The sequence below is a fragment of the Micromonospora sp. AMSO12t genome (assembly GCF_008806585.1).
Lineage (GTDB): Bacteria > Actinomycetota > Actinomycetes > Mycobacteriales > Micromonosporaceae > Micromonospora > Micromonospora reichwaldensis.
Genome location: NZ_WAAS01000174.1, coordinates 1 through 14306 on the forward strand (window position 1 = coordinate 1; position 14306 = coordinate 14306).

Annotated in this window: 11 protein-coding genes; 2 read left to right on the forward strand and 9 right to left on the reverse strand. The window is 75.3% G+C overall.

Translation table 11 applies throughout. The annotated features are described in order from the left end of the window. Positions 1–1028: cellulose binding domain-containing protein (locus F6X68_RS22400; protein ID WP_370518974.1), on the forward strand; the 1028-nt coding region annotated here is incomplete at its 5' end. A gap of 408 nt (positions 1029–1436) precedes the next feature. Continuing rightward, a complete protein-coding gene (locus F6X68_RS22405; protein WP_151456125.1) occupies positions 1437–2303 on the forward strand; it encodes a hypothetical protein in 867 nt (288 codons plus the stop codon). 76 nt (positions 2304–2379) lie between these two features. Here the strand turns inward: F6X68_RS22405 and F6X68_RS22410 are convergent, their stop codons facing one another. The 9 genes from F6X68_RS22410 to F6X68_RS22450 all read right to left on the reverse strand — a co-directional run bounded on the left by F6X68_RS22410 (position 2380) and on the right by F6X68_RS22450 (position 14151). Further along, complete coding sequence (locus tag F6X68_RS22410; RefSeq protein ID WP_151456126.1) at positions 2380–5094, reverse strand: hypothetical protein; 2715 nt, start codon at positions 5092–5094, stop codon at positions 2380–2382. Between the two features lie 70 nt (positions 5095–5164). Then, entirely contained in the window at positions 5165–5347 is a 183-nt protein-coding gene (locus F6X68_RS22415) for a thiomuracin/GE37468 family thiazolyl RiPP peptide (RefSeq protein WP_225852362.1), read from the reverse strand. Between the two features lie 226 nt (positions 5348–5573). Next, positions 5574–5786: a thiomuracin/GE37468 family thiazolyl RiPP peptide gene (locus F6X68_RS22420; RefSeq protein WP_192581497.1), complete on the reverse strand. Its 213-nt coding sequence runs from the start codon at positions 5784–5786 to the stop codon at positions 5574–5576. Positions 5787–5959: 173 nt separating this feature from the next. Further along, complete coding sequence (locus F6X68_RS22425) at positions 5960–7897, reverse strand: TOMM precursor leader peptide-binding protein (protein ID WP_151456129.1); 1938 nt, start codon at positions 7895–7897, stop codon at positions 5960–5962. Next, positions 7890–9815, reverse strand: a complete 1926-nt coding sequence (locus F6X68_RS22430) for a hypothetical protein (protein WP_151456130.1) — start codon at positions 9813–9815, stop codon at positions 7890–7892. The genes F6X68_RS22425 and F6X68_RS22430 overlap by 8 nt, the downstream gene beginning before the upstream one ends. Before the next feature lie 8 nt (positions 9816–9823). Next, the gene (locus F6X68_RS22435; protein WP_192581498.1) at positions 9824–11161 is read right to left on the reverse strand and encodes a SagB family peptide dehydrogenase; all 1338 of its coding nucleotides are present in this window, start codon (positions 11159–11161) and stop codon (positions 9824–9826) included. After that, the gene (locus tag F6X68_RS22440) at positions 11158–12246 is read right to left on the reverse strand and encodes a thiopeptide maturation pyridine synthase (RefSeq protein WP_192581499.1); all 1089 of its coding nucleotides are present in this window, start codon (positions 12244–12246) and stop codon (positions 11158–11160) included. The genes F6X68_RS22435 and F6X68_RS22440 overlap by 4 nt, the downstream gene beginning before the upstream one ends. Continuing rightward, positions 12243–13166 carry a thiopeptide-type bacteriocin biosynthesis protein gene (locus F6X68_RS22445; protein ID WP_151456133.1) on the reverse strand — a complete coding sequence of 308 codons (924 nt, stop codon included), beginning with the start codon at positions 13164–13166 and terminating at the stop codon, positions 12243–12245. Before F6X68_RS22445 ends, F6X68_RS22440 begins: the two co-directional genes overlap by 4 nt. After that, on the reverse strand, positions 13156–14151 hold the full coding sequence (locus tag F6X68_RS22450) for a ParB/RepB/Spo0J family partition protein (protein WP_151456134.1): 996 nt from the start codon (positions 14149–14151) through the stop codon (positions 13156–13158). The genes F6X68_RS22445 and F6X68_RS22450 overlap by 11 nt, the downstream gene beginning before the upstream one ends. Positions 14152–14306: the final 155 nt, after the last annotated feature.

A 14306-nucleotide genomic window follows, 5' to 3' on the forward strand; every position in this document is an offset into this window, starting at 1 on the left:
TCACCGCCCCCTCCCCCGCGCTGCCGGCGGTCGCCGCGCCCGTACGGGTGATGCCGCTGGGCGACTCGATCACCGGGTCCCCCGGCTGCTGGCGCTCCGTGCTCTGGAACCGCCTCCAGGCCACCGGCCACACCGACGTCGACTTCGTCGGGACGCTCGGCCCGCAGGGCTGCGGCCAGCCCCACGACGGCGACAACGAGGGGCACGGCGGCTACCTGGTGACCAACGTGGCCAACCAGAACCTGCTGCCGGGCTGGCTCGCCGCCACCCGGCCCGACATCGTCCTGATGCACTTCGGCACCAACGACGTGTGGAGCAACATCCCGCCGGCCACGATCCTCGCCGCGTACGGCAGGCTGGTGGACCAGATGCGGGCCAGCAACCCGGCGATGCGGGTCCTCGTCGCGAAGATCATCCCCATGGCGCCGCCCACGTGCCCGGAGTGCGGCCAGCGGGTGACGGCCCTCAACGGCGCGATCGACGGCTGGGCGGCGGCGACCGGCACCCCCGCCTCGCCGGTGGTGGTGGTCGACCAGTGGACCGGGTTCAGCACGGCCACCGACACCTACGACGGCGTGCACCCGAACGCGGCCGGCGACCAGAAGATGGCCGACCGCTGGTACCCGGCCCTGGCCGCGGCGCTGGGCGGCGTCACTCCGACCCCCACCGCCAGCCCCACGCCGACGCCCACCGCCAGCCCGACGCCGACGCCCACCGGCCCGGCTGACGGCTGCGCCGCGAGCTATCGGGTGGCGGGCCAGTGGCAGGGCGGCTTCCAGGGCGAGGTGACGGTACGCAACTCCGGTGCCGCGCCGATCTCCGGATGGACCGTCCGTTTCGCGTTCACCGACGGCCAGCGGATCAGCCAGTCCTGGAACACCCGGCTGACGCAGAACGGGGCCGAGGTCACCGCCCGCCACGTGGACTGGAACGGCGCCCTCGCCCCCGGCGCGCAGGCCACCTTCGGCTTCCTCGGCAGCACCACCGGGGGCGCCGCCACGACGACGGTGACCTGCGCGCCCGCCTGACATCCGCCCCTCACCAGCACGGCACCGGCGCGGTCGGCCCGGACGCCCAGAGCAGGCGTCCGGGCCGGCGGTCGCGGTCTTCCTAGCGGAATGTCGGCTACATCTCGGCTCACGAATGAGTGATGTTGGTCACACCACCGGCTTGGACCCGCCCATCGGGCCGCACCCGGGGCCGCACAACGGAATTCCCTTCCGGCGGCCCGGATCCACACGGTCCGCGACCCCCGGATCTGTGGGCATCTCGCCACGTACTGGCCCGTAACTCGTACGTAGAGTCACGCGTGACGCCGTCGGTACCGAACTGTGCCTCTATCGAATTCAGCCGCCCATCGTCACGGTTTGCGGCGCTCACTACCCTGATCCCTGATCCCGTGCCTGGGCACACGTCGACAGCGATAAGGGCTTCACATGAGCGACAGTTACCCTCCGTACGGAGGGCAGCAGCCGGACCCGAACGTCACCCCCTGGAGCGGGCCGCCGGCCCCGCAGCAGGGCGGGTACCCGGGTTACGGGCAGCCAGCGCAGGCGCCGCAGTTCGGCGCTCCCTTCCCGCCGCCGAAGAAGTCGAACAAGGGCCTGGTCATCGGACTGGTCGCCGGCGCGGTGGTCCTCGTGCTCGCCATCTGCGGCGCCGGCATCGGCCTCGTCCTGGTCAACGGTGACGACGACGAGCCCACCATCGTCGCGACCGGCGGCCCCAGCCCCGACGCCGGCACCAGCAGCACGCCGGGCACGGACGCCTCCCCCACCCCCGGGCAGCAGGAGACGCAGGAGCCGAACAACAACGCGGTCACCGCCCGCTACTCCAGCGACCTGTCCAACGTCTGCGACGGCGGCCAGATCCTGAACGCGGCCACCTACAACGGCCCGTCCGGCGCCAAGGCGTACACGTTCTCGAACAACCCCGACCGGCCGAACTTCTGGTCGTCGAAGTCGGTCGCCTCGAACAAGCCTTACTACGCCAAGAGCGCCGACTTCCAGACGGTGTCCGTGGTCGGCTGCCTCAAGTTCGTCGAGGGCAGCGAGGGCGCGCCGAAGAAGTGCCAGTACAAGGACAGCGCCGGCAAGCAGGTCACCATCGACTACATCTCGTCGCGCTACACCCTGACCTTCTACGCCGCGAAGACCGGCGAGAAGATCGGCGACGGCGGCACCGTCAGCGCCCCCGCGGCGCGCTGCCCGAGCTTCATCTCGTACAACAAGACCACCATGAAGTCGCACGCGGCGCCGGACTCCGGCAGCATCGAGGCCGCCCTGGACAAGTTCCTGTCCTGAGCGGCACGGTCGACGGTGGGGAGGGACGGATCACCGTCCCTCCCCACCGTCGTCTCCGCGCCGGGACGAGCCCTCGTCAGTCCGCGCCGGCGACGTCGAGGACCAACTCGCTGACGTGATGCTCCGGGCCGGTGCCCGGCGCCAGCGGGTCGGGCAGCGCCTCGTCGAAGGAGATCCCGGTGGTACCGGGCCGACGGACCGCGGCGACGAGACCCTGGACCAGGAACCAGCTGTCGAAGTCGAGATAGATCGGCTTGTGCCACTTGTTTCCCGCCCAGTAGGCCCCGGCCGGTCCGACCGGCGGGAGGGGCTCGACGCCGGAGTCGTCGCGGGAGACCCGGAAGAAGACCCGCCGGGGCAGCTGCTCCGCCCGCCGCCACTCCGCCAGCCGCAGCAGGAAGCGGCCGTCGCTCTCGTGGGCCTGCGGCACGGGTACGCGGGCGGCGGCCAGATGGATCCGGGAGCGGCGGAGGGTGAGCCGGCCCGCGACGAGCCGGGGCCAGTCCCGCCGCCCGTCCCCGGTGTCCACGGTCCGCACCCCGGCGACCGGCGGCACGGGCAGGTGCGACGGAAGCTCGCCGGAGAGCGTCGTCAGCAGTTGGGCGAACATCGGCAGGTAGGCCGAGGCCCCCATGCCGGTGTGCACGACGCGCACGAAGCGCCGGTGCGCCACCGACCAGAGCGCGAGCAGCCCGGTCTCCTCCTCGTGCCGCACGACCAGGTCACCGACCGCCAGCCGTCGGGGCGCGCCCGGCCCGGGCGGCAGGTACGGGACGTCGACGATCTCGTACGGCAGCCGGGGACGGTGGTCGTTGATCGACATCCCGAACCGGTTGCGCAGGCCGGCGTAGATCGGGCCGCTGCCCTCGTCGGCGATCAGCCCCGCCCCGGGCACACCGGCGAGGTGATCGATGCGGGCCCGCAGCGAACCGAAGCCCGTCCGGACCGAGTTGACCACCGCCCTGGGTCCGCCGGCGTCCTCGCCTGTGGGCTGGAGCAGCACGCCGATCGAGCGCAGTGGCGGAACCCAGGCGGGGTAGGCCGCAGCGGCCTCCCGCAGCACCCGCGGCTCGACGTCCACCTGCGTCCGGGCCACGCCCGGCTCGCCGGACGCCAGCGGGAAGGGGGCGAGGGCACCGGCGGCGGAGCGCAGCACGCCACCCAGGCGTCGCACCGACGCGAACGGGCTCTCCCCCCGCCAGGAGGGCATCGTCGGGGCGAGCCAGCGACGCAGCTCCCCGCCGGCCTCACCGTCGGCGCCGAGGGCCGCCTGGAATTCGCGGTAGACCTCGAGCACCGGCACGGCTCCCCGGGCGGCGACGCGGTCACCGAGGATCTCGGTGAGCGCCAGCCTGACCGGGAGCAGGGGCGACCAGGGGGCGAGCCACCGCCGCAGCGCGTCGAGGTCGTCGAGGACGGGTTGCCAGGCGGCGACGGAACAGGTCCCCAGCGGCTCCGCCGAGACGACCGTGTCGCGCACGTGGAGGCCGGCGACACTGGTGAACACCGCCCGGCGCCGGTCGTCCGCGCCAACGTGCGCCGTGAGCCCGTGCACCCGGGCGACCAGCCCGGCGCGGTGGTCACCGTAGGCCACCGGGTCGTCGGCGGACGGCCGTACCGACAAGGCCTCGGTGAGGGCGGTCAGGTCGGCGGCCAGGGCGGCGCCGGCATGCTCGTCCGTGGCGCCGGCATGCTCGCCGGCGGCGCGGCCGGCGAGGCGGTCGGCGAGCCAGTCGGCCGGCGCGGCGGGCACGTCCTCGATGCGCGCGACCGGCAGGGCCCGCACGACGAGGCCGTTGCGGAACAGGTGGTCGAGGAAGGTGTCGACCTGCTCGTGCAGGCGGGCGTCGCCACCGGCGAGGCGGTTCCGCAGCTCCCTGCGGGGCAGCCCGTGCGGTTCGGGGCCGAGCAACGAGAACAGTCCCCGCACCGACGGGCGGGCGGGCACGGCGCAGAGTGCCTCCGAGCCTGCGGAGGGGAGGTAGAGGACGTGCTCGTCGGCGACGTGGGCGGTCGGGTTGAGCGTCAGTGGCGCCTCGTCCCGCACGGCGGGGTGCCCGACGACGAGGTGGGCGATCTCCTCGCGCAGGTGGGCGTAGGACAACTCGAACGCGCCGCGACCGGCTCCCGGCCGGACGGCCAGTGCGGGACCGTACGGGACCCACTCGACCGGCCCGCTGGTCAGGAAGGCACTGAGCGGGCTGGTCTTCGCCGACGCGCGGGCCAGGTAGCGGGCGACGCTCAGCGTGGTCCTGGCCCGGGGGATCCGGTGCGGCTGACCGATCCACTTCTCCAGCTCGGCGGCGAGGGTCGGGCTCGTGCCCCCGAGCGCGACCCGGAAGCTCGGGTCGGTGGCGGCCTTCACCAGGACGGCCCGCCGCTGCTCGTGCTCGGCGGCGAGGAGCCCGTCGACGGCCTCCTCGGCGGCCCCGACCGCCACGAGGTCGACCGACCAGCGCGAGACCGCCTCCGCGAGTGCCGCCGGCAGGTGGCCGGCGACCTCGGGCGTCCACTCCCGGCCGGCCGGGCGCCGGCCGGCGTGCAGGGCGCGGCGCAGGCCGACGATCCGCGGTCGCAGGGGGGACCCGGCCGGAAGCCGACCGACCATCGCGTGCAGCGCGTCGGCGAGGTCCCGGCCCCGCCGGGCGATGTCGGCCCGCAGTCGTACGGCCTCGTCGACCCCCCGCGCCGTGCGGGGGAACCGCAACGCGTCGAGGACGGCGACCGGCAGCGCGGCGCGGCGCAGGACCGCGGGCGTCCGCGCCGGCACCGACGCCGCGCGCCGGCTCACCGCGACTCCCGCCGAACGGTGCCGGGAATGGCTCCGGGCCGGCGAGGGGCCGCCGCGATACGTGCCGTCATCAGTAGTGGAAGTAGCACGCGGAACCGCAACTGCATCCCGAGACGACCGGGGAAAGGTGCCCGGAGGCGCCGTGCTCGGGCATACCGTGCCCGGCGGTCAGGGATTCCACCTCCAGCCCCTCGATCGACAGTTCGAAGACGTCGACCGGCAGGTCGCTGATCGCGAAATTCGGGCCGCTCATCTCTTTCTTCATCTTGCCTCCACCTATTTTTTTCCGGCCACGACGGGCCCCGGCCCGGCGAGGGTGACACGAACCCTCCGGGGCGTCCAGCAACGGTGTTGAACACCCCCGGCGGGCACCGGCGGAACGGGTCCGGCCGAGCGAAACTCCCGCCCGACCGGACCCGCCTCAGCGCGTCACCGGCGGTCTGTCGGTGTACCGCCGGCGACGCGTCGACGCGATGCCGTCACCAGACCTCGTGACACGAGCCCGAGCTGCACGCGCACTGCCCGCAGCTGCACGCCAGCACCATGGAGTTGCACGCGTTCGATCCGCCGTGCTCCACCATGCCGTGACCGGCGGTCAGCGACTCGACCTCCAGCCCGGCGGTCGACAGTTCGAAGACGTCCACCGGCAGGTCGCTGATCGCGAACTCCGGCGAGTGCTCATTCATCGCCATTTCATTCTCCTTTCCCACTTCCGGGAATCCGTAGCGGATTCCGGTGCGCACATCCTGGCAGCCGATCTCACGGTCGTCCATGCGCGCGTTGAACGCCGGAAGGAAACCGCCGGGCACGCCGAAGAAAGGGCCCCCGATATCGAATGGGAGCCCTTCCAGGGTGATTCCGGCCGTCAGGGAAAGGGGTGCGGATGCGGGTTGATGTCGGCGTCGGCGAGGAGCTTGTCCGTGAGCCCCCACCGGCGGCGGGCCTCCCGCAGGCGCGGCAGGTCCGTCCGGCGGTAGCGGTGGCCGAAGGTCATCGACAGCGTGCCCGGGACGAGGACCTTCGCCGCGTGCAGGCCCGTGTGCCGCAACTCCTCCGGCGTCTGGTCGAAGACGACCACGTCCATCCCGAGCCGGACGTACCGGTCGACGACGGCGCGCGTCAACGCCCCGATGTCGTCGTGGGCGAAGTCGCCGGTGTCGACGCCGACCGCGCCGATGCCCCGAGTGGGCGTACGTCCGGTGAGGAACGACAGCCGCGATGCGGCCCGCGGGTCGTAGTAGAGCACCTGGTGGTCCTCCATCTCCCGCACCGCCGAGGGGTCGTCGACCATGCGGGCCGCCCGCGCCAGGACGTCCGGGTCGGCGGACTGCCGCACGGCCCCGATCAGGGTGCCGCCGAGCTCCGCCAGCGCGGCCCGGGTCGCCCGTTCGCCGCTCACGTGGGCGCCCGCCGTGCAGACCAGCGCCGCGCCGGCGGACCCGGCCGGGGCGGTGGCCAGCGCCCACACCGCCGGGATGCCCTGCTCGGCCGTCATGTCGAACAGCCGGATCCGGTAGCCGGTCTCCGCCCGCAGCGACGCCACCTGCAACGCCGCCTCGACGTCCAGCGTGCCGAGGTCCATCTCGGGCAGGGGCAGCCGCGCGTACCAGGCCAGCAGGAAGGCGTCGCGCTCGGCGACCTCCAGCGTCCCGTAGAGGACGGCCTCCTCCAGGCTGCTGCCCAGGGCGCAGCCGTTGGAGATCTCGTAGACGAAGCCGTGGCCGTCCGGCCCGTGCGGGTAGTTGCCGTAGTAGGCGAGCGTCTCGGGGACGAGCAGGGGACTCTGCCGCAGGAACGACCAGCCCCAGGTCCAGCGGTAGGCGCGATCCGGGTCGAAGGGCTCGAACACGACATCGGGTTCGGCGTACGCCTCGGCCGGGTGCAACCCGAGGGTGCGCGGGTCCAGCGCCCGGTCCGCGAGGTCGTGGTACGAGCCCACCGTGACCGACCGGCGGTCCCCCGGCACGGCCGAGAAGCGTTCCAGTGCCTCCAGCAGGGCGGTGGTCCGGCTCGCCCGGCGTTGCGGCGCCCGTCCGTAGCCGTTACGTTCGCCGACGCTGCCCGCCAGCTCCGCCACGGTGACGATCTGCCCGCCGAGGGTGTGGTCGGCGAGCTTGCGCACGATCCCGGTACGCGGGTCGACGTAGGTGTCCACCAGGGCGTCCAGCTCGGCGACGAGGTCGCGACCCCGGGGGCTGCCCGGCCGGTGGGTCGGGATCACCCGCCGGTCGGCGAGCGCGTGGTCCGGCTCGTCGACCCACTCCGGCCCGCACACCTCGCACCGGGGGTACGGCAGCATCCGGTGCACCGTGACCGTCAGCTCGCGCAGGTCGACCTCCACGATCGCGGCGCGGCTGCGCGGCACCCGCCCCTCGGCGTGGGCGCGCAGGTCGTCGGCGACCAGCGCCGCCGCCACGGTGGCGGCCTCGCGGGTGAGCAGCGGGGACGGCTCGGCCAGCCGCGCGGCGTGCCGGTTCCGGACCTCGCTCTCGCCGCGCTGCGTGGGGTTGGCCAGCCCTCGACGCCGCTCGGCGCAGCGGGCGCAGCCCCGTTCCCCGGCGACCTCCCACGGCCCGATGACGAGCCGGTCCAGCTCGGCCCGGACCGGCAGGACCGGTCCGGACGCCCGCCGCCGCAGCTCGTCGGTGACCAGGGGCACCCAGCCGTCCGCGGTGACGACGACCGGCCCGGCCGGCAGCCTCTCGTCCGGTCCGGCCACCCGGGGCGTCACCCCGGCGCCGGCGGCGACCGCCTCCGCGATCAGCCCGGCACCGAGCACCGACACCGTCGTCCGGTCAGCCATTGACGATCACCACCTTCAACGGGTTGGCGGCGATCGCGGCGACCGCCGGGTCGTGGTCGAGCGGCACGACGACCGCGCGTCGTCCGGTCGCGGCGAGGCCGGCCACGGCGGCGGCGACGTCGAACCCGGCGTCCACCGGCGCCGGCGTCCCCGCGCGGGTCGCGGCGGCGGCCGGTGGCCGGTAGCCGCCACCGTGGACCAGTCGCTGCACCACGAACGTCACCTCCAGCAGCCCTCGCCGCCAGGCGTCCACCCCGGCGCCGCTGGTGCGGGCCACTGTGACGCCGTCGCGCCGGAAGGAGAGGACGCTGACGCCGTGCCGACCGCCGTGGTCGTGCACCTGCGGCACCTCACCGAACTCCGCCAGGAGCGTGAGGCACCGTCGGCCGACGTCGTCGAGGTCCGTCGCCTCGACCCGGACGGGACGCCCCGCCGCGTCGGCGATCAGCGCGGGGTCGTACGACCAGTGGCTGGCCAGGCCGCGGGCGACCGCCGCGTCCCACGAGGGCCCGAAGCCCTCGCCGAGCCCGACCGGTGCCGCCACGGCGCCCGCCAGCCGGGTGAAGACCGTGGCGACGGGCACCGGCAGCACGGCCCCGCTGGCGAGGTCGAGCCCGTACACGTGGCCGTCCGGCAGCCCCGCGCGGAGCAGCCGGTGCAGGTCGTCCGCCTCGGCGTCGCCGGGCGCGAGCGGGCGGCCGGCCCCGTCGACCAGCCGGCGCGGGTCGACCATCAGGCCGGCGTACCGGGTCAGGGCGCGCCGGGCCGCCTCGACGCGGGCGGTCGGATAGTCGAAGGCCACGGCGCGGACCGCCGCGCCGGCGGCGTCGCATCCCAGTCCCCGGGCCAGCGGGTCGCGGGCCTGCGCCCGCGCGACCGTGAGCGGGCTCTGCGCGACGGCGTCGTCGGACAGGTACCGGAAGGGGCCGAGGGTGTCGTCGGCCGCGCGCACGGCGGACGTGGAGAAGTCACGGTCGGCGACGGCCGGCGACCCGCGCAGCGCGGCGACCCGGGCGAGGAAGCCGTCGGGGTCGGGCGCGGCGACGGGGGCGCAGAACGGGTGCGGCAGGCAGTGCAGCCGGCGGGTGGCCAGGTCGGGGCCGAGCCGGGTGAGCTTCCCGGCCCGCCGCGGTGCGCCGGTGTCGGTGGCCCACCCGAACGCGGCGCGGACGAGTTGGGCGACCGCCACCGTCCGGTGCACCTCGGCGATCGGGGCCGCCGTCTGCGGGGCCTCGGGCAGCCGGGCCAGCAGCGAGGACGGCGCCGGGGCGGCGTCCCCGCCGGAGCCGGGCGGCAGCACCGGCGTCAGCCACACGTCCGCCCCGTCGAGCAGGGCGTACGCGGCGGCCGCGCCCCGCCGCCGGGCCAGCCGCTCGATCCGCCGGTGGCTCTCCCCGTCGGCGGCGCCGGTCACGTGCAGCAGCAGGTCGACCGGAAGGTCGTCGGCGGGCGGGTCGGCGGCGGGGTGCGTGCGCACGTCGGCGGCGCCGCAGCGGCGCAGCGCGTCCGCGACCGCCGTCGACCAGTCGTCGTCGGCGACCACCACGACGGCGAGCCGACGGAACCGGGTGAGCGCGGCCTCGGCGGGTACGCCGTGGGCATCCAGGTAGGACAGCTCGGCGACGTCGGCGCTCGGCGGGTCCGCGATCGCCCGGGCGTCGCCGTCCGGCACCTCTCGGACCACGCCGGCCTCGCGCAGGCGGGTGATCAGCGACGTCGCCATCGCGGCGTGCGCCTCGGGCAGCCCCGAGGTGATCTCCTCGACGGAGAACCGCCCGTCCAGCCGGGGCGCCAGCGCCTCGATCCAGCGGGCGACGGACGGGCCGGTCAGCGAGACCGGTCCGTCCAGCGTCAGGATGTGCGCCCCGGAGGGGGTCGGTGCCACGTAGACGTGGTCGCGTAGCCGTAGTTTCCGCACACGGGCTCCTATCGCGGTGACTGGGCGACGGTGCCCAGGGTGAATTCGCCGACGACGTCCTCGACGAGCGGGTCGACGCCGGTGAGGTGGGTGAAGGCGTGCGGCGCACCGGCGCCGAGGGCGCAGCCGCCGAGCCCCATGGCGGTCGCCGCGAGGTACATCGTCTGGACGAGCACGCCGAGGTTCTTGAGCGCGAGCGCGTACGCCAGGCCCTCGTACTTCCACATCAGCCGGCCGAACCGGGCGGTGACGACGAGCAGCGCCTGCGGGGTGCGCTCCGCCCCGGCGCTGTCCCGGGCCGCGTGCAGCAGCCGGCGGGAGGCGCCGTCGGGCGGCCGGACCAGGCCGAGCGCGTGGTCGTGCCCGTCGTAGTGGTAGGTGCCCGCCGCCAACCCCGCCACCCGGTCGGCGACCACGTACACCTCCAGCTCGTGCAGGCCACCACCGCTGGGGTACGGGCGGGCGCGCAGCTCCACGCCGTCCAGGTCACCCACGAGGACGGTCCGCGCGCAGCGGAACAGGAACTCGCCGAGCTGGTCGAGGGTGATCGGCCGCCCGTCGTGGTGTTCCCGCGCGGAGCGGCGCGCCTCCAGGACGGCCGTCAGGGTCGGGTCGTCGCGCCGCAGCCGGTCCAGGTCGGGGCGGGGCAGCGCGACGACGGGCCGGCGCGCGGGGGGCCGGCCAGCCGGCGGCGGCGCGTACGCCCGGCCCCAGTAGGTGGCCCCGTAGCGCTGCCCGACGCCGATGCCCCGGCTGCGCCGGTGGAACTCCAGGTCCACCGGCGACCACTGCCGGACGTGGAAGTCATGGTCCTCGTCGCCGGTCACCGCGAGACCGGCCCAGCACAGGTCGCGCCGCAACCGCTGCCACGCGGCGGCGTCCACGCCGGGTGCGGGCCGCTCCGTCGCGGGGTGGGCCAGCACGGCGGCCGTCGCCGGCTCGCGCACGAGCACCTCGGCCCACGCGCGGGGCGAGGTGACCCGCAGCCCGCCGTCGGGCGCGGCGACGATCGAGGTGAACCGGGACAGCCGCAGCCCCGGCGGCACGCCGTCCGGCTCCGGCCGGTCGGGGCGCTGCCGCGGGTCCAGGGTGTGCACGGGGCCGCCGGGGCCGTGGGCCGTCACCCGCAGCCAGCCCCCGCGGCGCAGCCGGGCGAGCAGCGGGGCGGCGGACGGGGCGAGCGCGTCGGCCCGCTGCTCCGCCGCCGCCAGCGCGCGCACCACAACGACCTCCTGCGCGGTCACCGGCTCGTGGTCGGGCGGCCCGACCAGGTGCGTGCCTGCGGCGGTATGCACCACGGACACCCCGGCGCGCAGCCGCAGCGTCTCCCACCGGTCCTGGCTCACGCCGGTGCGCCCAGCGCCGGGACCACGTCCACGGCGGTGCGGCCGGCCCGGGCCTCCGCCGCGCCGGCGACCAGGTGGCAGAGGAAGTAGCGGTTCTCGGGACTCAGTCCCATCCTGGTGAACTGCAGGTACATCAGGTTCAGCGAGAGCCGGAAGAGCGCGAACTCCACGGACGGCCGCACCACGGTGAGCCAGTGCTCGTTCTCGGCGAGGGCGCGGTGGAACGGGCTGAGCTCACGGAACCGGGTCCGCACCTCGTCGGTCGTTGCACTGCCGTCCACGCCTACGCCGAGCGGCAGCAGGCCCCGCTCGTGCAGCCTGCGGCCCCGCGCCTGGTAGCGCTCCAGCACCGCGACGAACGACGCCGGGCCGTACGGGGCCGACGCGTCGCCCCCGGCCAGGACGGCGGCGAGGCGGGCCTCCAGCGCCGCCGCGTTCGCCCGGTGGTGCGCGTCCCACGCCCGGCGCCGTCGCTCGCCGTCGGGGGCCTGGGCCAGGTGCGCCTCGGCGTGGGAACGGTAGCTGAGGTGTCCCGCTCCGGGGCCGTCGATCCCGGGCCTGATCAGCGCGACCATGGTGTCGAAGACCGCCGCGTGCAGGTTCCCGCCGGCCACCACGTCGGCGAGCACCGCGAAGGCGTGGTCGTTCGTGTCGGTCAGGAAGTCCGCCGTCAACGCCGACGCCTCGGCGGTGCCGTGCACCGCCACCCGGTCGTCGTAGCGGTCGACGTGCCACGAGTTGTCGGGACGCCACGGCGTCAGTGGACCGTCCTCCAGTTCGAGCCGGGCCAGCCGGCGGTGCAGGGGCAGCACCGCCTCGACGTCGACCTCGCCCGTCGGCAGCCCCGGCAGGTACGGCTCGAGCACCGACGCGGTGAGCGGGACGACGACCTCGCGCAGGGCCCGGTCGTCGGCGTCGACGTGCAGCCGGACGTGCGGCCCCCGGCGCCAGTGCCGGGTGAACCAGCTGCGGTGGCCGTGGACGGCGAGCTCGCGGGACAGGGGCCGGACGGCCTCGACGATCAGCCGGTCGGTCGCCGTCCCGTGGTGGTGCACGTGGATGCTCTGCCACGACGTCGCGGTCACGCCGGTCTCCCCTGGGTCGTGCGGTCGGCGAACGCGCGGTCGACGAGATGCCGCAGCTCCCGCTCCCCGGCCACGGCCACGCCGAGGCGGTTGCAGGTCAGGTGGGCGCAGGTGTCGACGACGCGCCACCGGAGGGCCGGGTCCCCGATCCGCGCGGCCAGGGTGGCGATCGCCCCGGCCCACGTGCCGAGGGTGCCGGTCGGCCTGTCGGTCGGCGCCTGGGCGAGCAGCCGCATCCGGTCGACCAGTTCACCCAGCACGTGCCGCTGCCGGTGGTAGCGCTCCGCCGCGGCGCTCGACGGGGTGCCGCCGCTGGCGGCCGTCGCGGCGACGCCGTCCGCCGGCAGCGGAGCGACCGTGGGACAGAGCCACCTGCTCAGCGCCAGCACCGCGAACGCCGCCGTGGTGCGCTGGTTCGCGGTCGCGCCGGCGGCCAGCAGCCGCAGGACGGTGTCGCTGCACGTGACGAAGTGGTCCTCGGCGGCGTGCAACGAGGCACCCGTGCCGTACCGGTTCGTCTCGGGCCGGTACGGCACGTGCGCGAAGGAGTTGTTCGGCCGACGGATCCGCTCGTAGTCGGCCATGCCCTCCGCCACCGCCAGACCCGGCGCGTACCGGGCGTACTCCTCCTGGGTGAGCAGCGCCGGGGCCGGACGGCGGACGAGGAAGGCCGCGGCCTGGTGCTCGACGATGGCGCGCACGTCGTCCTCCCGCCCGGACCTGGGGAGGATCCGGATCCGCAGGTGCGGTCCGCCCTCCCAGTACCGCAGGAAGAACGTCCCGACCGAGGCATGTTCCGCGTCGAGCCGGGTCCGCAGCGCCGCGACCAGGTCGGTGACGACGATGTCGAGGTCGCCGTCGTGGAACACGTGCAGGCTCGTCCACTGCCGGGGCGCCGGCGCCACCCGGTCATCCCGCATGCGCCGTACGCTCCTGATCGGCGAGGTGCTCGGCGAACGCCCGCCAGCTTCCGGCGCAGGCCACCGCGACGGCGTGCAGGGAGCCGCGGCAGTGGCCCGGCACCGCCTCGGCGATGAGTTCCGCCCGGGGGGCGAAGGCGAGCGTCGCGGACGCCAGCCGGAGCAGCGCCCGGCCCTGGTCCGTGTAGCGCAGCGACGGGTCCCGCGCGAGCACCGCCAGCCGTTCCCGGACGGCGGAGGCCGGCTCGGTTCCCGGGCGCGCGGGTCCCACCGGTGCGGCGGTCGGCGCCGGATGCGCGTCGGCGGCGTCGCCCGCGGCGAGCTTGCGGCGCACGTCGAACGCCGTCCCCACGGAGATGCCGGTGCGCCGCGCCACCTCGCGCAGGCTGACGTCGGGATGCCGCCGCATGATCTCCGCGGCCAGCCGCCGGCCGGCCGCCGCGGAGATCGGGTGGGAGCGGCCGTCGCGCCCCAGCCGGGCGTTCAGCCGACCATCGTCGTCGGTTGAACCCCGCCGCAGGGCGGCGACGGTCCGCGGGGCCACCCGGCACACCGAGGCGATCCACCGGTCCGACCAGTGTGGATGGGTGGCGAGGATGCGCCGCGCCGCCGCGGCGCGGTCCTGCGCCGGCAGCGGCATGCCGTGTGCGGCGTTGAGCCGCACCGCCGCCACGAAGGCGTCCGCGTCCGAGCCGTCGAAGTACACGACAGGCACGGTCCGTTCGCCTCGGGCGCGGACGGCCGCGAGCCGGTGCGAACCGTCGATCACCCGTCGCGACGACCGGTGCACCACGATCGGCGGAAGGTCGTCGGTGAGACCGGCGAGCCGCTGGACGTGCGCCGGGCTGACCCCGGTGAGGCGGGGCGACAGCCCGTCGCGCAGCGACTCGACCTCCGCCTGCTCGACCTCTCCCGACCTGACGGCGAAGAGGTCCGCCGAACGGCCCGCTCCCCCGTCGTGCCCGCGTTCTGGCTGTCCCGACATCGACGTCGCTCCGATTTCCTCGTCCTCGGCGGCTGGACGGCGGAACGATACGGCGGGCGACGTACAGGCCCCGTACACGCGAGGTACAGCCGCCGGCCGGACGGGTCCGGAGCGGCGTTGCGTTGTCGGCCGGCGGCTGTACCTCGCGTGTACGG

What these genes read in the sequence shown, in the direction of transcription:
- F6X68_RS22405 (WP_151456125.1), top strand. Translation starts at nt 1,437, where the DNA reads ATGAGCGACAGTTACCCTCCGTACGGAGGGCAGCAGCCGGACCCGAAC.
- F6X68_RS22415 (WP_225852362.1), bottom strand. Translation starts at nt 5,347, where the DNA reads ATGAGCGGCCCGAATTTCGCGATCAGCGACCTGCCGGTCGACGTCTTC.
- F6X68_RS22420 (WP_192581497.1), bottom strand. Translation starts at nt 5,786, where the DNA reads ATGGCGATGAATGAGCACTCGCCGGAGTTCGCGATCAGCGACCTGCCG.
- F6X68_RS22425 (WP_151456129.1), bottom strand. Translation starts at nt 7,897, where the DNA reads ATGGCTGACCGGACGACGGTGTCGGTGCTCGGTGCCGGGCTGATCGCG.
- F6X68_RS22445 (WP_151456133.1), bottom strand. Translation starts at nt 13,166, where the DNA reads ATGCGGGATGACCGGGTGGCGCCGGCGCCCCGGCAGTGGACGAGCCTG.
- F6X68_RS22450 (WP_151456134.1), bottom strand. Translation starts at nt 14,151, where the DNA reads ATGTCGGGACAGCCAGAACGCGGGCACGACGGGGGAGCGGGCCGTTCG.